This window comes from Ensifer adhaerens (genome assembly GCF_000697965.2).
In the GTDB taxonomy this organism is placed as follows: domain Bacteria; phylum Pseudomonadota; class Alphaproteobacteria; order Rhizobiales; family Rhizobiaceae; genus Ensifer; species Ensifer adhaerens.
This window is the reverse complement of sequence record NZ_CP015880.1, coordinates 191,030-212,855: the sequence shown is the minus strand read 5'-3', so window position 1 is coordinate 212,855 and position 21,826 is coordinate 191,030. Positions and strand designations below refer to the sequence as shown.

22 protein-coding genes are annotated in these 21,826 nt (G+C 63.2%); 13 read left to right on the top strand and 9 right to left on the bottom strand.

What is annotated here, in order from left to right; all coding sequences use genetic code 11:
* Window positions 1–168: 168 nt before the first annotated feature.
* The 8 genes from FA04_RS00990 to FA04_RS00955 all read left to right on the top strand — a co-directional run bounded on the left by FA04_RS00990 (window position 169) and on the right by FA04_RS00955 (window position 8,036).
* The gene (locus FA04_RS00990; RefSeq protein WP_034797059.1) at window positions 169–942 is read left to right on the top strand and encodes an ABC transporter ATP-binding protein; all 774 of its coding nucleotides are present in this window, start codon (window positions 169–171) and stop codon (window positions 940–942) included.
* Window positions 943–978: 36 nt separating this feature from the next.
* Window positions 979–1,761, top strand: coding sequence for a transporter substrate-binding domain-containing protein (locus FA04_RS00985; protein ID WP_034797062.1), 783 nt, complete (start codon window positions 979–981; stop codon window positions 1,759–1,761).
* Window positions 1,762–1,865: 104 nt separating this feature from the next.
* Window positions 1,866–2,591: an ABC transporter permease gene (locus FA04_RS00980; protein ID WP_034797065.1), complete on the top strand. Its 726-nt coding sequence runs from the start codon at window positions 1,866–1,868 to the stop codon at window positions 2,589–2,591.
* The gene (locus FA04_RS00975) at window positions 2,588–3,412 is read left to right on the top strand and encodes an ABC transporter permease (RefSeq protein WP_034797068.1); all 825 of its coding nucleotides are present in this window, start codon (window positions 2,588–2,590) and stop codon (window positions 3,410–3,412) included. The genes FA04_RS00980 and FA04_RS00975 overlap by 4 nt, the downstream gene beginning before the upstream one ends.
* A gap of 1 nt (window position 3,413) precedes the next feature.
* Window positions 3,414–4,583, top strand: a complete 1,170-nt coding sequence (locus FA04_RS00970; protein ID WP_034797071.1) for a M20 aminoacylase family protein — start codon at window positions 3,414–3,416, stop codon at window positions 4,581–4,583.
* A gap of 271 nt (window positions 4,584–4,854) precedes the next feature.
* A complete protein-coding gene (locus FA04_RS00965) occupies window positions 4,855–6,282 on the top strand; it encodes a cytochrome ubiquinol oxidase subunit I (protein ID WP_051659369.1) in 1,428 nt (475 codons plus the stop codon).
* On the top strand, window positions 6,272–7,276 hold the full coding sequence (gene cydB / locus FA04_RS00960) for a cytochrome d ubiquinol oxidase subunit II (RefSeq protein ID WP_034797073.1): 1,005 nt from the start codon (window positions 6,272–6,274) through the stop codon (window positions 7,274–7,276). The genes FA04_RS00965 and cydB overlap by 11 nt, the downstream gene beginning before the upstream one ends.
* A gap of 451 nt (window positions 7,277–7,727) precedes the next feature.
* Window positions 7,728–8,036: a chorismate mutase family protein gene (locus FA04_RS00955; protein WP_034797078.1), complete on the top strand. Its 309-nt coding sequence runs from the start codon at window positions 7,728–7,730 to the stop codon at window positions 8,034–8,036.
* A 32-nt stretch (window positions 8,037–8,068) separates the two neighbouring features.
* Here the strand turns inward: FA04_RS00955 and FA04_RS00950 are convergent, their stop codons facing one another.
* Together FA04_RS00950 and mscL are read right to left on the bottom strand one after the other, a co-directional pair.
* Window positions 8,069–9,235, bottom strand: a complete 1,167-nt coding sequence (locus tag FA04_RS00950) for a pyridoxal phosphate-dependent aminotransferase (RefSeq protein WP_034797080.1) — start codon at window positions 9,233–9,235, stop codon at window positions 8,069–8,071.
* A gap of 205 nt (window positions 9,236–9,440) precedes the next feature.
* Entirely contained in the window at window positions 9,441–9,869 is a 429-nt protein-coding gene (mscL, locus tag FA04_RS00945) for a large conductance mechanosensitive channel protein MscL (RefSeq protein WP_034797082.1), read from the bottom strand.
* 261 nt (window positions 9,870–10,130) lie between these two features.
* Here mscL and FA04_RS00940 point away from each other — a divergent pair, with 261 nt between their 5' ends.
* Complete coding sequence (locus FA04_RS00940) at window positions 10,131–13,634, top strand: PAS domain-containing hybrid sensor histidine kinase/response regulator (RefSeq protein WP_034797084.1); 3,504 nt, start codon at window positions 10,131–10,133, stop codon at window positions 13,632–13,634.
* A 62-nt stretch (window positions 13,635–13,696) separates the two neighbouring features.
* Here FA04_RS00940 and FA04_RS00935 read toward each other — a convergent pair whose 3' ends face one another.
* Window positions 13,697–14,347 (bottom strand): response regulator, encoded by a 651-nt coding sequence (locus FA04_RS00935; RefSeq protein ID WP_034797087.1) that lies wholly within the window; start codon window positions 14,345–14,347, stop codon window positions 13,697–13,699.
* Between the two features lie 81 nt (window positions 14,348–14,428).
* Window positions 14,429–14,848, bottom strand: a complete 420-nt coding sequence (locus tag FA04_RS00930; RefSeq protein ID WP_034797089.1) for a hypothetical protein — start codon at window positions 14,846–14,848, stop codon at window positions 14,429–14,431.
* Between the two features lie 169 nt (window positions 14,849–15,017).
* On the opposite strand from FA04_RS00930, the gene FA04_RS00925 reads away from it, so the two are divergent.
* Complete coding sequence (locus FA04_RS00925) at window positions 15,018–15,365, top strand: DUF952 domain-containing protein (protein ID WP_034797103.1); 348 nt, start codon at window positions 15,018–15,020, stop codon at window positions 15,363–15,365.
* Complete coding sequence (locus FA04_RS00920; RefSeq protein ID WP_034797105.1) at window positions 15,362–16,447, top strand: quinone-dependent dihydroorotate dehydrogenase; 1,086 nt, start codon at window positions 15,362–15,364, stop codon at window positions 16,445–16,447. Before FA04_RS00925 ends, FA04_RS00920 begins: the two co-directional genes overlap by 4 nt.
* On the opposite strand, the gene FA04_RS00915 is transcribed toward FA04_RS00920, so the two are convergent.
* The 3 genes from FA04_RS00915 to FA04_RS00905 form a co-directional block, all read right to left on the bottom strand.
* Window positions 16,423–17,778: an MATE family efflux transporter gene (locus tag FA04_RS00915; protein ID WP_034797107.1), complete on the bottom strand. Its 1,356-nt coding sequence runs from the start codon at window positions 17,776–17,778 to the stop codon at window positions 16,423–16,425. The genes FA04_RS00920 and FA04_RS00915 overlap by 25 nt on opposite strands.
* A gap of 309 nt (window positions 17,779–18,087) precedes the next feature.
* Window positions 18,088–18,591, bottom strand: a complete 504-nt coding sequence (locus tag FA04_RS00910) for a CAP domain-containing protein (protein ID WP_034797109.1) — start codon at window positions 18,589–18,591, stop codon at window positions 18,088–18,090.
* A gap of 2 nt (window positions 18,592–18,593) precedes the next feature.
* Entirely contained in the window at window positions 18,594–18,860 is a 267-nt protein-coding gene (locus FA04_RS00905) for a DUF6460 domain-containing protein (RefSeq protein ID WP_034797119.1), read from the bottom strand.
* 162 nt (window positions 18,861–19,022) lie between these two features.
* Here FA04_RS00905 and FA04_RS00900 point away from each other — a divergent pair, with 162 nt between their 5' ends.
* Together FA04_RS00900 and FA04_RS00895 are read left to right on the top strand one after the other, a co-directional pair.
* Window positions 19,023–19,976, top strand: a complete 954-nt coding sequence (locus FA04_RS00900) for a methyltransferase (protein ID WP_034797121.1) — start codon at window positions 19,023–19,025, stop codon at window positions 19,974–19,976.
* Between the two features lie 106 nt (window positions 19,977–20,082).
* The gene (locus FA04_RS00895; RefSeq protein WP_034797123.1) at window positions 20,083–20,718 is read left to right on the top strand and encodes a YitT family protein; all 636 of its coding nucleotides are present in this window, start codon (window positions 20,083–20,085) and stop codon (window positions 20,716–20,718) included.
* 96 nt (window positions 20,719–20,814) lie between these two features.
* Here FA04_RS00895 and FA04_RS00890 read toward each other — a convergent pair whose 3' ends face one another.
* Together FA04_RS00890 and FA04_RS00885 are read right to left on the bottom strand one after the other, a co-directional pair.
* Window positions 20,815–21,279: a carboxymuconolactone decarboxylase family protein gene (locus FA04_RS00890; RefSeq protein WP_034797125.1), complete on the bottom strand. Its 465-nt coding sequence runs from the start codon at window positions 21,277–21,279 to the stop codon at window positions 20,815–20,817.
* Between the two features lie 34 nt (window positions 21,280–21,313).
* Window positions 21,314–21,817: an Rrf2 family transcriptional regulator gene (locus FA04_RS00885; RefSeq protein WP_034797127.1), complete on the bottom strand. Its 504-nt coding sequence runs from the start codon at window positions 21,815–21,817 to the stop codon at window positions 21,314–21,316.
* Window positions 21,818–21,826 lie beyond the last annotated feature (9 nt).

Here is a 21,826-nt window from a genome sequence, read left to right as displayed (position 1 = left end):
AAAAATCGACGACGTCTATTATTATACGCTTGAACAATAGCGGCACAAGTGCAACCATGCCGGCCAACAAAAACCCGTGACAGGCCAAAGATGCCGCACGGAAGACGACAGGGGAACTGTTTCGATGCTGACAGAAAAAGCTCGCAGAGCCATGGGAGCGGCGCGCCGATGACGGATGCGGCCCAGGCAATCGCGGTCACTGACCTGCACAAGCGTTTCGGGCCATTGGAAGTGCTGAAGGGAGTTTCGCTCACAGCGAAGCAGGGCGACGTGATCGCCATCATCGGCGGCAGCGGTTCCGGCAAATCCACTTTCCTTCGCTGCATCAACCTCCTCGAACTCCCCTCCGCCGGTAGCGTCAGCGTGCATGGCGAAAAGATCCGGATGAAATCCGACGGTCGCGGCGGCCTGGTGCCGGAGGACCGCAAACAGGTCCAGCGCATCCGCAGCCAGCTCGGCATGGTGTTCCAGAGCTTCAATCTCTGGCAGCACATGACCATCCTTGAAAACGTCATCGAAGCGCCGATCCATGTGCTCGGCAAGCCGAAGGCGGAAGCGGTCGCCACCGCCGAAACCCTGCTGAAACGCGTCGGCCTCTACGAGAAACGCGACGCCTACCCGGCCTTCCTTTCCGGCGGCCAGCAGCAACGCGCCGCGATCGCCCGGGCGCTTGCCATCCAGCCGCTCGTCATGCTCTTCGACGAGCCGACCTCGGCACTCGATCCCGAACTCGTCGGCGAAGTTCTCACTGTCATCGGGGACCTCGCGCGCGAAAAGCGCACGATGATCCTCGTCACCCACGAGATGAAGTTTGCGCGCGACGTCGCCAACCACATCGTCTTCCTCCACAACGGCGTGATCGAAGAACAGGGCCCGCCTGAGGCCATCTTCGGCGCACCGAAATCGGAAAGGCTCAAGAAGTTCATCAGTTCCATTCACTGAATTCCTGAATGCTAAACAACCAAAAAGGGGAACAGCATGAAGAAGGCATTGAAAGTCCTGGCCGTTGCGGCGGCGATCGCCGTGAGCGGCGGCGTCGCGGCGTCGGCGGAAGCGCTGAAGGTCGGCGTCGCAGCGGAGCCCTATCCGCCGTTCACAGCGCCTGACGCCAGCGGCAAATGGGAAGGCTGGGAAGTCGAGTTCATGAACGCAATGTGCGCCGAGGCCAAGCTCGAATGCGTGCTGACGCCGGTTGCCTGGGACGGCATCATTCCGGCACTGACGTCGAAGAAGATCGACATGATCATCAGTTCGATGTCGATCACCGACGAGCGCCTGAAGACCATCGATTTCTCCGACAAGTACTACAACACCCCGACCGGCATCATCGGCACCAAGGGCGTCGAGATGAACTCCTCGCCGGAAGGGCTGAAGGGCAAGACGCTCGGCGTCCAGGTCTCGACGGTCCACCAGGCCTATGCCGCAAAGCACTTCGCGCCGGCGGGCGTCGAGGTCAAGGAATACCAGACGCAGGACGAGGCCAACAACGACCTCGCCGCCGGCCGCCTCGATGCGGTGCAGGCGGATGCCATCGCGCTCAAGGCGTTTCTGGCGACCGACCAGGGCAAGGAATGCTGTGAATACAAGGGCGACGTTGCCGAAGACGTCGCCGTGATCGGCCCGGGTGTCGGCGTCGGCCTGCGCAAGGGCGAAACCGAGCTCAAGGACAAGATCAACGCCGCCATCAAGGCGATCCGCGACAACGGCACCTACGATACGTTCTCGAAGAAGTACTTCGACTTCGACATCTACGGCGGATAAGGCGCGATCGGCCGGCGATCGAACCGTCGCAGCGCTTGTCGCGTCTGACAAAGACCGCAGCGCTGCAGCGATCGCCGGCCGGCGCCATCGGAGCTCGACGACGCATGGCTGCGGATTCCCTCATCAATTGGGGCCTGCTCTCGCTTTCAGCACCCGGCTGGGGTGGCGTATTGCTGCAAGGCTTTTTCAATTCCATCCAGATCGCCGTCGGCGGCTTCACGCTCGGCCTGGCGCTCGGCATCGGCGGTGCATTCGGCAAGCTCTATGGCGGCCCAGTCCTGCGCGATCTGCTCGAATGCTACACCACGGTCGTGCGTGCAGTGCCCGAGTTGGTGCTGATCCTCTTGCTCTATTATGCCGGCACCGACCTGCTCAATCAGGTTCTGGCGTTGTTTTCGGTTGGCCCGGTCGACATCAGCGGCCTGATGGCCGGCATCTTCGTCATCGGCGTCGTCCAGGGTGCCTATTCGACCGAAGTGTTGCGCGGCGCGATCAAGGCGGTGCCCGCCGGGCAGATCGAGGCGGCGCGCGCCTATGGCATGTCGCCGGCCATGGTTCTGCGCCGCATCACCCTGCCGGCGATGTTGCCCTATGCCATTCCCGGCCTCTCCAATCTCTGGCTGATCGCCACCAAGGACACGGCCCTTCTCGCGGTCGTCGGCTTCAGCGAGTTGACGCTGGTCACCCGCCAGGCGGCCGGCACGACCAAGGCCTATCTCCTGTTCTTCCTGGCGGCTGGCGCGCTCTACCTGGCGCTGACGCTCATCTCCAACGTCTTCATCGGCATGCTCGAACGCCATGCCCGACGCGGTTTTGCGGAGAGCCGATGACCGACGAAACCACCCACGCCGTTGCGTTTACGCCCGAAGACCTGCCGACGGCGAAGAGCTTCTTCCTGCCGCACCGCATCCTCATGATGCTGGTCTTTGCCGCCTTCGTCGTCGCCGTCGCCGTCTTCATGCGCTGGGACTGGCTGCCGCGCTACCTGCCACGGCTTGGCTGGGGCATCCTCGTCAGCCTGATGATGCTGTTCAGCACCGCCATCCTCGGCTTCCTGCTGGCGGTGCCGATCGGCCTCGTGCAGGTCACCGGCCCCTGGTTCCTGAAACTGCCGGCCAAGGTGTTTTGTACCGTGATCCGCGGCACGCCGCTGCTGTTGCAGCTCTGGCTGCTCTATTACGGTCTCGGCTCGCTGTTCCCGCAGTTTCCGGCGATCCGCCAGTCCTTCCTCTGGCCTTACCTGCGCGAAGCGTGGCCCTATGGCGTGGCGGCGTTGACCATTTCGTTTGCGGCCTATGAGGGCGAAGTCATGCGCGGCGCTTTTGCCGGCGTTCCGAACGGCGAGCTTGAGGCGGCGAAGGCCTATGGCATGGGCCGCTGGACGATGTTCCGCCGCATCTGGCTGCCGCGCGCCATCCATCGGGCTCTGCCGACGCTCAATGGCGAAACGGTGCTGCAGCTGAAATCGACGCCACTTGTCGCGACCGTGACTGTCGTCGACGTCTATGCGGTCATCTCCAAGGTGCGGCAGGAAACCTTCCTCACCTACGAGCCGCTGCTTTTGCTCGCGCTCATCTACATGTGCCTCACCGGTATTCTGGTGGTGGCTTTCCGCACCTTCGAAAATCGCATACCAACCCGCGGTGCCTGACATGAAGCTTTCCCCCTCGATCACCAACGCCATGCCGGAACTCGTCGCCATTCGCCACGACCTGCATGCGCATCCGGAACTCGGACTGGAGGAGACGCGTACTTCCGCCTTCATCGCCAAGCACCTCGAAAGTCTCGGCTATGAGGTGACGACGGGGCTTGCGAAAACCGGTGTCGTCGGCACGCTCAGGAACGGCAACGGCAAGCGCTCGATCGGCATCCGCGCCGACATCGATGCGCTGCCGATCCTGGAAGAAACCGGGCTGGACTATGCCAGCAAGACCTCGGGCCTCATGCATGCCTGCGGCCACGATGGCCACACGACGATGCTGCTGGGTGCTGCCCGCGCGCTTGCCGAGCGGCGCAATTTCGACGGCACGATCCACCTGATCTTCCAGCCGGCCGAGGAGAATTTCGGCGGCGCCAAGATCATGATGGACGAGGGCCTGTTCGATCAGTTTCCCTGCGACGCCGTCTTCGCGCTTCACAACGAGCCGGGTCTGCCTTTCGGCCAGTTCGCCCTTAGAGAAGGCCCGATCATGGCCGCCGTCGACGAGGCGCGCATCACCGTGCATGGACGCGGCGGGCATGGCGCGGAGCCGCAGGAAACAGCAGATCCCATCGTCTGCGGCGCCTCGATCGTCATGGCGCTGCAATCGATCGTCTCGCGCAACATCCATCCGATGGATCCGACTGTGGTCACCGTCGGCGCCTTCCATGCGGGCTCGGCCAGCAACATCATTCCCGAACGCGCCGAGATCGTCGTCGGTATCCGCTCATTCGAGCCCGATGTGCGCGACGAACTCGAACGCCGCATCCGCATGATCGCCGAGGCGCAGGCGACGAGCTTCGGCATGCGCGCGACCGTCGACTACCAGCGCAGCTACGATGCGACGATCAACCACAAGGCCGAGACGGACTTCGTCCGCGATCTCGCGGTCCGCTTCGCCGGCGCCGACAAGGTGGTCGATCTCGCCCGCCCCTTCATGGGCAGCGAGGATTTCGCCTATATGCTGAAGGAGCGGCCGGGGACCTACTTCTTCCTCGGCTCGAAGGTCAGCGACGACGACAGGCCGCTGCATCACCCCGGCTACAACTTCAACGACGACCTGCTGCCGATCGGCGCGGCTTTCTGGACGGAGTTGGCCGAGGCCTATCTCGCGCGCCGCTGATATCCCGCTCACCTTTCGCCAATATGCCGCAGCGCAACATTGCCGCAGTGTGACAACGTGGCGGACGCGCTGTCATTGACGTTTGGCAAATTTGGCGCAGATTCAAGTGCATGCTGAAAAGCCGGTGCAACCCCAGGATTTGCCTCGGCCAGAGGCCAAGACAGGTTCCCTGATCGACGATCGGTCACCGGACAAATGATGCAGCAGCCAGAGCATTGCGGCCTACGCTTCCGTGAGGCGTCGCATCCGCGTGTCTGAAAGGATTGCGCCCGTGTTTGAGAGTTTCGATGCGACCCTGCTCGCTCGCTTCCAGTTCGCCTTTACCGTTTCCTTCCACATCATCTTCCCCGCCTTTTCCATCGGGCTTGCGAGTTACCTCGCGGTGCTCGAAGGGTTGTGGCTGTGGAAGAAGGACGGGGTCTATCTCGAACTCTTCAATTTCTGGAAGACGATCTTTGCCGTCGCCTTCGGCATGGGCGTCGTTTCCGGCATCGTCATGTCCTATCAGTTCGGCACCAACTGGAGCGTCTTTTCCGACAAGGCCGGGCCGATCATCGGGCCGCTGATGGGCTACGAGGTGCTGACCGCCTTCTTCCTCGAAGCGGGCTTCCTCGGTGTCATGCTGTTCGGCCTCAACCGCGTCGGGCCGAAGCTGCATTTCTTGGCAACCGTCATGGTCGCCGTCGGCACGCTGATCTCGGCCACTTGGATCCTTTCGGCGAACTCGTGGATGCAGACGCCGGCCGGTTTCGCAATGAACGAGGCGGGCCAGTTCGTCCCGGTCGACTGGTGGGCGATCGTCTTCAACCCCTCCTTCCCCTATCGCCTCACCCACATGGTGCTGGCGGCCTATCTCACGACCGCCTTCGTCGTCGGCGCCTGCGGCGCCTGGCACCTCATCCGCAAGACGGCGCCGCGGCGGGCGCAAAAGATGTTTTCGATGGCTATGTGGATGGCGGCGATTGTCGCGCCGATCCAGATCTTCGCCGGCGACATGCATGGTCTCAACACGCTGGAGCACCAGCCGGCCAAGGTGATGGCGATGGAGGGGCACTACCAGAGCCATCCGGACGGCGCGCCGCTCATCCTCTTCGGCATTCCGAACTCGCCTGAAAAGCGCGTCGATTACGCGATCGAGATCCCGAAGCTTTCGAGCCTCATCCTGAAGCATGATCTGAACGCGCCGCTTGCCGGTCTCGATACGATCCCGGAAGAACTTCACCCGCCTGTTGGTATCGTGTTCTGGTCATTCCGGGTGATGGTCGGCCTCGGCTTCGCCATGCTCGGCATCGGGCTCTGGTCGCTCTGGTGTCGCTATCGCGGCACGCTCGACAGCAATGTCTGGCTGCACCGTGCCGCGATCGCCATGGGGCCCGCCGGCTTCGTCGCCGTGCTCGCGGGCTGGGTCACGACCGAAGTCGGCCGTCAGCCCTATACCGTCTACGGCCATCTGCTGACGGCAAACTCAGTGGCGCCGATCGCGGCACCCGCGGTCGCCGCCTCGCTGATCGCCTTCATCATCGTCTATTTCTTCGTCTTCGGCGCCGGCACCTTCTACATCCTCCGGCTGATGGCGCGATTGCCGCGGGATCCGATGCCGGAGCTCGGCGAAGGACCATTGCGCAGTTCCGGCATCATGCCGGGCCCCGCCATCCATAGCAGCCATGCAAACACCAAGGGAGGCCATCATGGAGTTTGATCTGCCGTTCATCTGGGCTGGCATCATCGCCTTTGCGGTGCTCGCCTATGTCATTCTCGACGGCTTCGACCTCGGTGTCGGCATCCTCTTCCCGTTCTTCCCGGAGAAGCACGACCGTGACGTGATGATGAATTCCGTCGCCCCGGTCTGGGACGGCAACGAGACCTGGCTGGTTCTTGGCGGCGGCGGCCTGATGGCGGTGTTTCCGCTGGCCTACGCGACCATCCTGCCCGCACTTTACGCGCCCATCATCGCCATGGTGATCGGCCTCATCTTCCGCGGCGTCGCCTTCGAATATCGCTGGCGCACGCGGCGGGCCGAATATCTCTGGAACTGGGCCTTCTCCGGCGGCTCGATGCTGGCCGCCTTCGCGCAAGGGATCACGCTCGGCGCGCTCGTCCAGGGCATTCCGGTCGAGAACCGTGCCTATGTCGGCGGCTGGTGGGATTGGTTGACGCCGTTCTCGATCATGACCGGCATCGCCGTCGTCGTCGGCTATGCGCTGCTCGGCGCCACCTGGCTTGTGATGAAGACCCATGGCGACCTTGCCGACCGGGCCCGCGACCTCGCGCTCAAATGCTCCTTCGCCACCGTCGCCGCCATGGGCATCGTCAGCCTGTGGACGCCGTTCCTGGAGCCGCAGTATCTGGACCGCTGGTTCGGCTATCCGACGGCGATCTTCAGCGTCGTCGTGCCGGCGCTCGTTCTCGGCTGCCTTTATGCGCTGATCACGGGTATCCGCAAGCGCCACGACAGCCGGCCGTTCATCGCCGCACTGGGCCTCTTCGTGCTCGGCTATGCCGGCATCGGCATCAGTTTCTACCCCTATATGGTGCCGCCTTCGCTGACGATCTGGGACGCGGCCGCGCCTGAGGAAAGCCTCTCCTTCCTGCTTGCCGGCGCTTTGGTGCTGGTGCCGATCATTCTCGCCTACACCGCCTATTCCTACTGGGTCTTCCGCGGCAAGGTCGATCCGGAGGAGGGCTACCATTGACCAGCGAAACAGGAACCGGCCGCAAGCTTCTCTGGTTCGTTGGCCTCTGGTGCGCGGGGGTGGCGGCCGTCACCCTCGTCGGCCTTGCGATCAAGCTGATGATCGGAACGTAGTCGATCCATTGGAGCGGGATGCGGGCGGAAAACCGCAGACACTTTTCCTCATCCCGTTCTAAAAAGCCTCGCTCAAGCTTGGCCAGCTAACTTCCCTTAACACGTCAGCAGGCGATCGCCGCAGACGGAGACAGGACCGCACCCTCCTCCCCTGCAAAGCGATCGCCTGCTGAGGTGACCACCTCAAGGGTCGCCGGCTGCGACCCTGTTGCCCCTTCCAAGATAGCTCGCCGTTTGTTAGCAGTGCGCCGCAGAAGCGCCCCGCTTGCTGAGAGCCGAGGGACGCTCGAACATCCTGGGCCCGCGCTTGGCCGCATCCAGGCAATTGGACGAGACAGATGCAGAAAACCCCCGCGCAATGCGAAACCATGGCCGACGTGCGTGCCGAGATCGACCGTCTCGACCAGGCGCTGATGGCGCTGTTTGCCGAGCGCTGGGGCTATATTGACCGCGCGGCCGAGATCAAGGCGCCGCTGAAACTGAAGGCCGACATTCCGGCGCGGGTGATGGAAGTGCGCGAGAATGCCCGCAAGAACGCTGCGCGCGTCAACCTCGATCCTGATTTTTACGAAGACATCTGGGCGCGGCTGATCGGCCACGCGATCGCTCATGAGCAGAAGCTGCTTGGCGAAACCGGCGACGAATAACGTCGCCGCCTCGCTCTTTCAATCTACGGCCGTCAGCGCCCGAGAATGTAACCCTGGAGACGGTCCGCCGCTTCCTTCACGTGGCCCGGATCACGCAGGAAGCAGGCGCGCATGAACAGCGAGCCGCCGTCGCCGAACGCCGTTCCCGGCGCCAGGCCAACGCCGGTCTTGTCGACGATGTCGATCGCTGCCGCGCGCGAATCCGTGACGCCGTCGATCTTCAGGAACGCATAGAGCGCGCCGTCGGGTTTGAGCGTTTCCACCCGGTTGGTGGCGATCAACGCGTCGCAGAAGACGTCCCGGTTCTCCGCCGCCTTGGCGACATTGGCATCAACAAAGGCGTCGCCCTCGTCGAGCGCCACGACGGCACCGCGCTGCATGAACTGGGCGACACCCGAGGTCGAGTACTGCACCAGGTTTTCGAGAACCTGGCCGATCGCGGGTGGAGCCACGATCCAGCCGACACGCCACCCGGTCATCGACCAGTTCTTCGAGAACGAATTGACGAAGAGGATGCGGTCGCCTTCCTCCATCACGTCGAGGAAGGACGGCGCGCGGGCGCCGCCATAATAATAGAGCGCGTAGATCTCATCGGCGATGATCCAGAGCCCCTGCCTGCGCGCCAGCGTCAGGATCGCGGCCAACTCCTCGCGGGTCGCGGTCCAGCCGGTCGGGTTCGACGGCGTGTTGATGAACAGCGCCTTGGTCTTCGGACCGATCACCGCCTGCAGCCGATCGAGATCGAGTTGCCATTTGCCGTGTTCGAAACGAAGCTCCACCGAGACCGGGCGAACGCCGGAGAGATCGGCGGCGGCGGCAAAGTTCGGCCACGCCGGCGTCAGAAGCACCATCTCGTCGCCGGGCGAGGCGATCGCCTCGATCGAGAGCTTGATCGCCTGCATGCCGGAGCCGACGACGTAGAAATTCTCGGGCGAAAGCGACTTCTGAAAGCGCCTTTGATAGTAGCGCGACAGTGCCTCGCGCAGCGGCGGGATACCGCGCTGCCAGGTGTAGAAGGTCTCGCCGCCGGCAAGCGCATCGCGCGCAACGTCGCTGATGAAGGCAGGCGTCGGCAGGTCGCCTTCTCCGACCCACAGCGGGATCAGGCCATCGCGCCCGCGTGCATAGTTCACCACCTCGACGATGCCGCTTTCAGGTGCCGAAAGCGCACGGGGACTGATGGTGCTGAGGATGGTCATCGGCGGGCTCCGGATGCACGACGTTAAAGGCCGCGGCCTTTAGATCATCGTGAAAGATTCCAATGGACTAGAGCGACATGGACCGCTCCAGCTTGCCCGTTGCTTCTAGCCGCTTTCGCCAAGGCGATCACGCGACTTTATCTGACCGGTTTATCGATTTTTGTGATGTTTCGCGGCCCCGGCGAAGCCAGGGCCGCGAGGAAAATCACGCGCGCTGCTTCAGCAGGTCGCGGATTTCACCGAGAAGCAGAATGTCTTCCGGCGGGGGTGCGGCCGGTGCTTCGTCCTTCTTCTTCTCCATCGAAGCGCGCATGCGATTCACCGCCTTGATCATCAGGAAGATGATCCAGGCAAGGATCAGGAAGTTGATGAGCACGGTGATGAAGTTGCCATAGGCAAAGACGGCACCCTGTTGACGGGCGGCGGCGAGAGACGTCGCCGTCACGTTCGCCGAGAGCGGCAGGAAATAATTGGAGAAATCGAAACCGCCGCCGGTCAGCGCACCGACGATTGGCATCACCAGATCCTCGACGACCGACGTTACGATCTTGTTGAAGGCGGCGCCGATGATGACACCGACCGCGAGATCCATCACGTTCCCGCGGGCAATAAACTCCTTGAACTCATTCAGCATAAATCTCTCCGTATTATCCCCGTTTGAAAACGGCCGGCGGCGCTGTCCCGCGCTGCAAGCGTTTACGGAAACTAAACCAAAGCGGGCAGCGAGAAAACCTTTCTTTGCCTTTGGTCAATTGGCAGCGGATGGAGCAGGAACGGGAAGGCAGCCTGTGCTGTACACCGATTTCTCGTGTCGAGCCTTGAACTTAAGACTCATGCGGCAGGCAATTCTCAACCCGGCGGACTTGTCCTATGCTCCGCCCTGGAGGAATGAGGCATGCTTTCGGGTTCGGTCATCTTTGCCTCGGCCTTCGCCTATCTGCTGCTGCTGTTTGCAGTGGCTAGCTATGGCGACCGGCGGGCCAGGAGGAACAGCGCTGCGCTGAAGGGCAGACCGCTCGTCTATGCGCTGAGCCTTGCCATCTATTGCACGTCCTGGACCTATTTCGGCGGCATCGGCCTTGCTGCCGAACGCGGACTCGAGTTCACCGGCATCTATATCGGCCCGATCCTGATGTTCACGCTCGGCATGCCGCTGATCCGCAAGATCATCCGCCTTGCCAAAACCGAGAAGCTGACCTCCGTCGCCGACTTCATCGCCGCCCGCTACGGCAAGAACCCGGCGGTGGCCGCCATCGTCGCGCTGATCTCGCTGGTCGGCGCCATTCCCTATATCGCGCTGCAGCTGAAGGCGATTTCGAGCTCGGTCGCAGCGATGATCAACACCAGCGACTACGGCATCGGCGCCGGGCAGAGCTACGTCGATCTTCCCCTGCTCGTCACATTGTTTCTCGCCTGCTTCGCCATCGTCTTCGGCACGCGCCATACGGACGCAACGGAGCACCAGGACGGGCTGATCCTTGCGATCGCGATGGAATCGCTGGTCAAGCTGGTGGCGCTCGTCACCGCCGGCTTCTACATCGTCTTCGTCATCTTCAACGGACCGGCTCACCTGTGGTCGCTGGCTGCAGAGAGCCCCGCCGTGCAGTCGGCGCTCTCCTACGAGACCCCTATCGCCCGTTGGGTGCTGTTGATCGTCACGTCGGCTTTCGCGATCATCATGCTGCCCAGGCAGTTCCACGTGACGGTCGTCGAAAACCGCACCGAAGGCGAGCTTCGCACCGCCGGCATCCTCTTTCCGCTCTACCTGATCGGCATCAATCTCTTCGTGCTGCCGATCGCGATAGCCGGCATCCTCACCTTTTCCGGTTCCGGCGACGCGGATCTCTACCTGCTGACCTTGCCGCTCGCCAACGGCCTGCCGGTGCTGACGCTGATCACCTTCATCGGCGGTTTTTCGGCAGCGACCGCGATGGTGATCGTCGCATCCGTGGCGCTGTCGATCATGATCTCCAACGATATCGTCATGCCGGTGTTCCTGCGCCGCAACCTCAGCCAGCGCGGCGGCTTGCAGGAAAACCTCGCGGGAACGCTGCTCAACATCCGCCGTTCAGCGATCTTCGTGGTGTTGTTGCTCGGCTATGGCTACTACCGCTCCGCCGATATCAGCGCCGGCCTCGCCTCGCTCGGCCTTCTGTCTTTCGTCGCCATCTCGCAGATGGCGCCGGCGCTGCTCGGCGGCCTCATCTGGCGACAGGCCAATGCCCGCGGCGCGATCACCGGCATGGTCTCGGGCTTCCTCGTCTGGGCCTATCTGCTCTTCCTGCCGAGCCTCGGCGGACCCGACAATTCCCATGTGGCGACGACGGTCTTAAGCTTCCTGTTGCCGTTCACCGACCTCTTCTCCGGCCCCAACGCCGATCCGCTGGTGAACGCGACGGCACTCAGCCTGCTCGTCAACTGCGCCACCTATATCCTCGGATCGCTGACCCGCACACCGAAGCCGATCGAACGCTTCCAGGCCGGCGTGTTCATCACCCGGCGGTCGCGAACCGAAGGCGCCTTTCGCGGCCGCAAGACCAAGGTCACGGTGCGCGACCTCAAGGCGACGATCGCCCGTTACATGGGTGCTGAGCGCATGCAGCGCTCGTTCCATACGTACGAGCGCCAGACCGGCCGCTGGCTGGACGACAATGCGCCAGCCGACATGGCCGTGGTGCATTTCTCCGAGCAACTGCTCGGCAGCGCCATCGGCTCGTCCTCCGCCCGGCTGGTGCTTTCCCTGGCGCTGCAGCGCGGCGACGACACATCGTCCGAAACGGCCTGGCTGCTCGACCAGGCGAGTGAGGCGCTGCAATACAATCAGGATATGCTGCAGACTGCGCTCTCGCAGATGGACCAGGGCATCGCCGTCTTCGACAATGCCAACAACCTGATCATCTGGAACCGGCGCTTCCGCCAGCTTCTCGACCTGCCGGAGGCAGCCGGCCAGGTCGGCTTCCCGCTGGCCGATATCGTCTCGATCCTCACCAAGCGCGGCGATATTCGCAAGGATCAGGAAAAGGGGCTGATCGCCAACTTCCTGACGCTCGACAAACCCTTCCTGCTCGAACTGGGCAACGGCGAGCGCATCATCGAAGTGCGCACCAACGCCATGCCCGACAAAGGCATCGTCACCACCTATACCGACATCACCCAGCGCGTCGCCGCCGACATGGCGCTGAAGCAGGCGAACGAGACACTGGAACTGCGCGTGGCCGAGCGCACCGGCGAATTGACCCGGGTGAACCGGGAGCTCGCCGAGGCGCGCGCGGCCGCGGAAGAGGCCAATATCGGCAAGACCCGGTTCTTCGCCGCCGCCGGCCACGATATCCTGCAGCCGCTGAACGCCGCCCGCCTCTATTCCTCGTCGCTCGTCGAGCGGCTCGGCGAGTCCGACAACAGCACGCTGGTCGAAAACATCGATTCCTCGCTGGAATCGGTCGAGGCCATCCTCGGTGCCGTGCTCGACATATCGCGCCTCGACACCGGCGCCATGAAGGCGCGGATACAGTCCGTTCCGCTCAACGAGCTGCTCAGAAGGATCGAGACCGATTTCGCCCCGATGGCGCGGGCCAAGGATCTCGAACTCATTATCATGCCGACATCGCTCGTCGTGCGCAGCGATCCGAACCTGCTGCGCCGCGTCGTCCAGAACCTGGTCTCCAACGCGATCAAATACACCCTGGCCGGCAAGGTGCTCGTCGGGGTGCGCAGACATGGCGCCATGGCGACGATCGAAGTGCTCGATTCCGGCATCGGCATTCCCCAGTCGAAGTTCCGCACCGTCTTCAAGGAATTCGCCCGGCTCGACGAAGGCGCCCGCACGGCGTCCGGTCTTGGGCTCGGCCTTTCGATCGTCGACCGCATCTCGCGCGTGCTCAACCATCCCGTCAGCCTGCAATCGACTCCCGGCAAGGGCACGGGCTTCAAGGTGACCCTGCCGCTTGATGCCAGCGCCGGCGAACGGGTCGCTGTCCGTCCGGTGCCGCAGAGCAAGGCAAGCGAGGCGCTGAACGGCCTGCGGGTGCTCTGCATCGACAACGAACCGCGGATCCTCGAGGGTATGCGGGTGCTGCTGTCAGGTTGGGGCTGTATCGTCAGTACGGCGGAATCGCTTTCTGCCTGTTCCGAATTCGGCGTGGAGCCCGGCGAGAAGCCACACGCCGTCATCGCCGATTATCACCTCGACGACGGGACCGGCATCGAGGCGGTCGCCCGCATTCGGGCATCGACCGGCGAAGCGACGCCGGCGCTGCTCGTGACGGCTGACCGCTCGCCGGAAGTGCGCGCCGCGGCCGAACGCGACGGCATCGCGATCCAGAACAAGCCGGTGCGCCCGGCGGCGATGCGCGCCTGGCTGACGCAACTTTCGACGGCGGCACGAACGGCTGCGGAATGAACGGCTCCCACGTTGTGGGGCCGCCTGGGACGAGAGAAATCACAAAGCCAAGGCCGGCCGCATCAGGCGGCGGCGACGGTGCCGATCTTCGAAAGCTGGATGACCGCCTGGGTGCGGCTGTCGACATTGAGCTTTAGCAGGATCGCCGAGACATGCGCCTTGATCGTCGCCTCGGAGACGCCGAGTTCGTAGGCGATCTGCTTGTTGAGCAGGCCCTCGCCGAGCATACTGAGCACGCGGGACTGTTGCGGCGTCAAGGTCTGCAGGCGCTGGAGCAGATCGGCGACCTCGGGTTCGTATTCCTGGGCCTGATCGTAGCCCGCGGGAACGAAGACCTCGCCGGCCATCACCTTCTCGATCCCCTCGCGGATTTCCTCGATGCCGGCCGATTTCGAAAGAAAGCCGGACGCGCCGAGATCGAGCGCGCGATGGATCGTCGCCGGGTCGTCATGGGCGGAAACCACCATGACCGGCAGGCTCGGAAATTCGGCGCGAAGTGCAATCAGGCCGGAAAGCCCGCTGACGCCGGGCATGGTCAGGTCGAGCAGCATGAGATCGGCGTCAGGGTTGTCGGCCGCCGCCTTGCGCGCGGCTGCGAAATCGCCGGCTTCGACGATGGCGGGCGCGCCGTCCACGCCGCTCAGTGCCTGGCGCATTGCGCCCCGAAACAGCGGATGGTCGTCCGCGATGATGATGGTCATGTCCGGTGTCATGCTGCTCCCTCCCAAGAGCCCGGGCTGAAATCTGCACGCCCCCACGCGCCGATCCGCATCCCGCATGGCCGATCCGGAAACTCAGGTCTTCTGCGGCTCCTGAGCGGGGTCGCTGCCTTCGAGATCCTTCACGATATCCATGAACCTACGCATCATTCTTTCCATGATGCCCATTGCCCGGTCAATCTCTTCCTCAGCCGGAAGGTCCTGTTTTGCGACACTTTCACCGGCTTTGGCCGCCTTTTCCAAGGCATCGACCCGCTTCGTCAGGAGGTCCAACTCCTGTTCAAAAGCGGCCCGCTCGTCGGCGGCCATGCGGCACACCAACTGGCCGTCCTTCTCCTGGCAGAGCGATACCTCGCCGGTCTGGGTATCGAGCCGGGCGATACCGGTGTCGGACTTCTGCATGCTGTAGCGTCCGGGAGACGGATCCTGCGCGCTGGCGCCGCCGGCCAGAGCCAATCCGGTACCGAACAGAAGTATGGCAGCAGCGTTTTTCATGACATCTTCTCCGTTACGATCCTTGTCGGAACATCACATGTGCGCGAACGAGAAGAGCGAAATCGGTCTTCACCGCCGATTATGCGCGAATCGTCGTCCTTCTGCGATGGACAATCGCCGATATTTACGGCAAGGCCACGACAGAAGATTACGGGGACAGACGGGCACCATGAGTTCCATCATCTACAAAATCGTTCCGGCATTGCTGTGGCAGGAAGCCAAGCGCAGCGGGCGCTTCGACGGCGCGCCGGTCGATCTCGCCGACGGTTACGTCCATTTTTCGACCGGTGAACAGGTGGTCGAGACGGCAGCGCGCTACTTCGAGGGACAGGAAGGCCTGCTTCTGGTCGCCGTCGACGGCGACGCACTTGGCGAAGAGCTGGTCTATGAACCCTCGCGCGGCGGCGCCCTCTTCCCACATCTCTATGCCCCCCTCTTCCTGTCGGCCGTTCTCTGGGAAAAGCCCCTGCCGCTCGGCGCCGACGGCGCGCATATCTTCCCGGAACTTGATGCATGAACCCGCTGACCAGCCTTGCCCGCCGCGGCCTTTTCCTCTTCGATCCGGAGGCCGCGCACGGCCTTTCGATCAAGGCGCTGAAGACCGGGCTCGTGCCGAACTGTCCCGCCAAGGCCGACAAGCGGCTTGCGCAGACAGTCGCTGGCATCGTTTTTCCGAACCCGATCGGCATGGCGGCCGGCTACGACAAGAATGCAGAGGTGCCGGAAGCACTGCTGAAGATCGGCTTCGGTTTCACCGAGATCGGCACCGTCACGCCGAAGCCGCAGGCAGGCAACGACAAGCCGCGCATTTTCCGCCTGGTCGAGGACGAAGCGGTGATCAATCGCCTCGGCTTCAACAATGAAGGCCATGGCGCAGCGCTGGCGCGGCTGAAGGCCTGTTCGCGCGATGCGCTGATCGGCGTCAATATCGGCGCCAACAAGGACAGCGCCGACCGCATCGCCGACTATGTCAGCGGCATCCATACGTTCTACTCGGTCGCCCGCTATTTCACCGCCAACATCTCCTCGCCGAACACGCCGGGTCTGCGCGACCTGCAGGCGCGCGAAAGTCTCGCCGCCCTGTTGTCGGCGGTGCTTGCCGCGCGCGACGAAGAGGCGCTGCGCAGCAATCGCCGTGTTCCCGTCTTCCTGAAGATCGCGCCCGATCTCACCGAAGAAGGCATGGACGATATCGCTGCCGAAGTGCTGGCACACAATCTCGACGGCCTGATCGTCTCCAACACGACGCTTTCGCGCGACGGCCTCAAGGATCAGGCCCAAGCGAAGGAGTCCGGTGGCCTCTCGGGCAAGCCACTGTTTGAAAAGTCGACGGCGGTGCTTGCCCGCATGCGCAAGCGTGTCGGCCCGAAGCTGCCGATCATCGGCGTTGGCGGTGTCAGCTCGGCCGAAACCGCGGCCGAAAAGATCCGCGCCGGCGCCGATCTGGTTCAGCTCTATTCCTGCATGGTCTATGAGGGCCCTGCCCTGCCGGACCGCATCGTACGTGGCCTCTCGGATCTCTGTGAGCGCGAGCGTCTCACCTCGATCCGCGATATCCGCGACAGCCGTCTCGACTACTGGGCCGGCAGGAACGTCTGACGCGCCTTCATCGGGATCCGCGACAAGAGGAACAGCCCGCGCATTAACAGGAACAGGTTGAGCCCCGCCCACAGGCCATGATTGCCGAAGGCGGGGACCAGCACGGCGAGCGCTGCGGCATAACCGACAAAGGCCGCCAGCATCATGTTGCGCATCTCGCGCGACCATGTGGCGCCGATGAAGACGCCGTCCATCAGGAAGGCGAGCGCGCCGGTCATCGCCGTCACTGCGGCCCAGGGCAGATATTCGTAAGCCGCCGCGCGAACATCCGGGGCCGTCGTCAGAAGATCGATGAGCCTGCCGCCGAACAGCAGGAAGGCAACGGTCGTCACCAGTGCAAGCCCCAGCGACCAGGCCGCCGTCAGCCGCAGCGCACGGTCGAAGGCCGGGCGGTAACCGGCGCCGATCGAGCGGCCGATGAGCTGTTCCGCCGCATTGGCAAGGCCGTCGAGATAGTAGCCGGCAACGAGGAAGATCGTCATTAGCACCGCATTGGCGGCAAGCGTCACAGGCCCGAAGGCGGTGCCGATGCGGGTCATCAGCGTGAAGGCGGCCAGAAGCAGGAACGAGCGGATCATGATGTCGCGGTTGAGGCCGAAAAGCGGCTTCAGCCGCTCGCGATCGAAGATCTCGGCCCAGCTTGGCGCATCCTTTCTGTCGAAACGGCCATAGACGATGGCAAATCCGGCGAGAGACCCGATCACCTCGCCGGTAACGGTCGCCAGCGCCACCCCCATAACACCCCAGCCGAACACCAGGCCGAGCAGGATCGACAGCACGATGTTGATGCCGTTGATCAGCGTCTGCAGCATCAACCCGATGGTGCCTTCGCCGCGGCCGAGCACGAAGCCAAGGATGGCGTAGTTGGCAAGCGCCGCCGGTGCCGAAAGGATGCGACAGAGAAAGTAGGTGCTGGTGACATCAGCCACTTCAGGCTCCGGTCCCATCAGCCAGAGGCCGCCGGACAAAAGCACCGGCGAAACGAGCAGGCTGATCGTGCCGCAAACGAGCGCGATGATCAGCGAGCGCCAGAACACCGCCTGCTGCTCGCGCCGGTCGCCGCGGCCATAGGCCTGGGCAACCAGGCCCGTGGTCGCTGCCCGCAGGAAGTTGAAGCTGGTGAAGATCAGGTCGAACAGGATGGCGCCGACGGCAAGGCCCGCCAGCAAGGTTGCCTGCCCCATGCGGCCGACAACGGCAGTATCGACGAGGCCAAGCAAAGGCGTCGTCAGAAAGCCGAGCGTCATCGGCAGCGCGATCGCCAGGATCAGCCGATGGGTGACATGGAACGGGCCGGCAGCGTCGCTCGGCGAGGCGGAAGAGGCGGTCATCGAACGGTCCGGGCGTGGTAGGTGAGAGATGACCGTTTTAGGGAATGAGCATGGGGGGATGCAAGCGCGTCGTGCAGCTCGGCGAAAACGTCCCAATGCGGCAAGAGCCGTTCACCCTAGCCCTCTCCCCCGCAAGCGGGGAGAGGGGACGTGGCGAACGCAACGTCACCCCCGGCATCGACCGAAGGAAAGTCCGGATATCAGTCACAGTGAATTGGAAGGGCGCGGCAAGCCTCCGTCTCCCCGCCTGCGGGGAGATTGTCCGGGCAGGGGGATGAGGGGCGCAGTTCCATACGAATGTGGACGCTATCAGCCCGAAAGTACCATCGCCCAGAACGGACGGTTGCCGGAGGCTGCGTTCTGCGCGACGGCAACGCCCAGGCCACGGTAATTGCCGAGCATGTTTTCGAGATGCTTGGGCGACCTGTACCAGGCGTCATAGGCGCGTTCGGCATCGTCCTGGCCCACGGCGATGTTTTCGGCGGCCGGAAGCGTCACGCCCTGGCCCTTCATGCGGTCGTAGAAACTGTCGTTCCAGCCGATCAGGTGCTGCATCTTGCCGGCCTTGGCCATGCGCGCCGCCTGGTTCATCGCAGCGACGGACGCCGCATGGTCGGCGACGAGCTCGGTCAGGCCCTTGCCCTTGCGCAGCTTGTTGACATAACCGAGGCTCGCTGCGGTCTGGTCGCTGCCGGTGCCGCTTTCGGGCATCAGCACCTTGGACGTCGTGCAGCCGGCAAGTGCGCCGAGCGAGAGGATGGCGGTCGCACGCAGCAGCCCGCGGCGTTCGATCAGAAGAAGGCGGTCCTGCATCGTCAACGCCGAAAGTTCAGGACGCGCAGGATGACGAAGGCCGGCACAACGATCACGGCGCCGAGCAGCAGATAGTCGCCGACCCGACCAAGCGCTGCAAAGCCGGTGTACCAGAGGTCGAGCAGGAAGTTGCGGACGGCGAAGTAGATATCGGTCGGATACCAGCCGAACATCCTCATCACGAAGCCGACGAGGATCGACACCACGATGAGCTTGACCAGCACACGCAGCGGCGAGTCACCCAAGAATCTGTTCATTCCGTCCGACATCAGCGAACTTCTCCTGTTTGTCTTCACATAAGCCGCGATCGGCAACGTCGCAAGTCACCGGCCCCGGCGGGCACGGCCCGCGCTTCCGATCGCGCCAGATTCCGCTTGTATTTTGCGGCATCCGGCGTCAGAAGCGCTAATCGCAACCAACATCTCACATTGATGACGCTCAACCAGCTCTCCTCCGGCGACCTGATCGCCGACCGCCGCGCCGACTACGCAAAAATGCTTGCCGAGGGCGGCGAGCCCGCAAGTGCGGCCGAACTCATGGCGCAAGCGCTGGAACAGGCACCCAACTGGGCAGCCGGCTGGTTTCGGCTCGCGGACTATGAAGAAAAATCTGGCCGGAAAGAGGCGGCGATCGAAGCGCTGAGGAAAACGCTGGCGCTCAGCCCCCAGGATATCTTCGGCGCCGGCCTCAAACTGGCTCTGCTTGGCGCTGCGGCCATGCCCGAACAGCCCCCGAGCCTCTATGTCGAGCGCCTCTTCGACGACTATGCCGATCGCTTCGACAAGGCCCTGGTGGAGAAACTCGATTATACCGTGCCGCAGAAGCTCGCGGCGCTCATTCAAAGCCATATCGGGCAAAGCCACACGGGAGGCCTCATCTTCGAGCATGTGACGGATCTCGGGTGCGGCACCGGCCTCTTCGGCGAGCGCATCCGGGATCAGGCACAGTTCCTCGAAGGTTTCGACATCTCCATCAACATGCTCGCCAAGGCCGAGGCGAAATCCACCTACGATCGGCTGGCCCGCGCCGATCTCTCTCTTTCGCCGGAGGTTTCCGGCATCTTCGGCAACTTCGCCACCGCCCGAGCCGATCTCGTCAGCGCCGCCGACGTGCTCATGTATCTCGGCAATCTCGACAGTGTCTTCGACATCACCACGCGCCTGCTCACCCCTCAGGGCCATTTTGCGTTCTCGGTAGAAGACGCCGGCGATGGGGAGGAGTTCCTGCTGCGGCCGTCGCTGCGCTACGCTCACAGCGAGACCTATGTCCGCGGCCTCTGCGCAACGCATGGACTGGAGCTTGTGGCCATGGAGCACACGGTCATCCGCATGGATGCGGGAGAGCCAGTCTTCGGCATCCTGTTCCTGGCGCGCAAGCCTGCATAAAACGCAAGGCAGAGTCGCAAAAATAGGTCAGCATAACTGACATATTTTTCTTGATTGTTGTTGTGCATTGCAGCATTGCTCAAGCCATCGCAATCGAGGATTTGCCATGGCCCAGATCAGCAGCGTTTTCGGTCTCTGGAACACCAGTCCCACCCGGCACTCCGCCGTCGAGGACCTGCAGGGCATCTTTACCGGCAGCCTGATTGCGGCGCTCGGCCTCTATTTCCTCGCAAGCGCCGGCCTTTTGACCGGCAGCACGGCGGGCGTCGCCTTCCTCTTGCACTATGCCTTCGGCATCAATTTCGGCCTCGCCTTCTTCCTGCTCAACCTGCCGTTCTTCTATCTTTCGCTGAAGCGACTTGGCCCGGCCTTCACGGTCAAAACCTTCATCGCCATCGGCGTGACCTCGTTCCTGACAGACATCCAGTCGCGCCTCTTCCAGATCGGCACGATCCAGCCGGCCTGGGCGGCCCTGCTCGGCGGACTTCTGCTCGGCTACGGCCTGCTTGCGCTCTACCGCCACCGCGCCAGCCTCGGCGGCGTCGGTATTCTCGGCATCTATCTGCAGGAGCGCTTCGGCATTCGCGCCGGCCTCGTGCAGCTTGCGATCGACATGGTCGTGCTTGTCTTCGCCTTCGGCGTGACTTCGCCCACCGTCGTTGCCTGGTCGGTGCTCGGTGCTGTCGTCTTGAACCTGTTCGTGGCCATCAACCACCGCGCAGATCGTTACATCGCGCTCTAGAGCGCCGTGCGTTCATCTGAACGCGGATGCTCTAGGATGCAGAGCAGCTAGCCCCGAAGCGGACCTCGGGGCTAGCTGGAAGCTCCTCACGCGATATCAGGCGGCCTTGACCGGCTGATCGACCGGATGCTGCGAGCGCAGGCCGACAGCGACACGGTTCCAGACATTGATGACGCCGATCGCCATGGTGATCTTGGTGATTTCAGCCTCGCTGAAGTGCGCGCGCAGCGGCTCGAAATCCGCGTCGGGTGCGCCGGTCTGGGCAAGGTTGGTCAGCGATTCCGTCCACGCGAGCACGGCGCGCTCACGCGCGTCATAGATCGGCGATTCCCGCCAGGCGCAGATCAGGTGAATCCACTGCTCGCTCATACCGGTGTGGCGCGCCTCTTTCACATGCATGTCGATGCAATAGGCGCAGCCGTTGATCTGCGAGGCGCGCAGCTTGATCAGGTGGATCAGGCGCGGCTCCAGGCCGGATTCCTTGACGATGTAGCTGTCGAAGGCGGCCGCGGCCTTGTAGGCATCGGGAGCGGCTTGAACGAAGTTGAAACGCGGCTGCATGGTCTTCTCCTTGGGCTTAACGGGTTGATGGGGGTCAGGCGCTGGCGGACGATTTGCGCTCGTTGATCGCCAGAAAGGCTTCGGTTCGCGCCCATACGCTGCCGTCATCCTTGGCGTTGAGGTCATCCAGGATGCTGGCGATGGTCACGCGCCTGAGTTCGGTGCGGTAGGCCTGCTCGGCCTTCAGCATCGCGACATTGATGGTGCAGGGCGCGGTCGGCTTGCAGGCATAGGGATTGGGACCGCGCAGCCGGATCTCGTTGCACCGGAACGCCGGCTCCGGGCCTTCGACCGCAAGTACGATATCGAGCAAGGTAATCTTCTCCGGCGTCTTCGCGAGCCGGTAACCGCCCTTAGGACCCGGAACTGCCTCCAGCAGTCCGGCACCGGACATCGCCTGCAGGTGCTTCAAGAGATAGCTCGTAGAGACGCCATGGAACTCGGCAAGAGCGGCCGCCGACAGGGTGCTGCCGGGCTGAAGACAGCTCAGCATCGTCACGCTGTGAATGGCCTGCTCGACCCCGTCACCGAGTTTCATGGGCGGCTC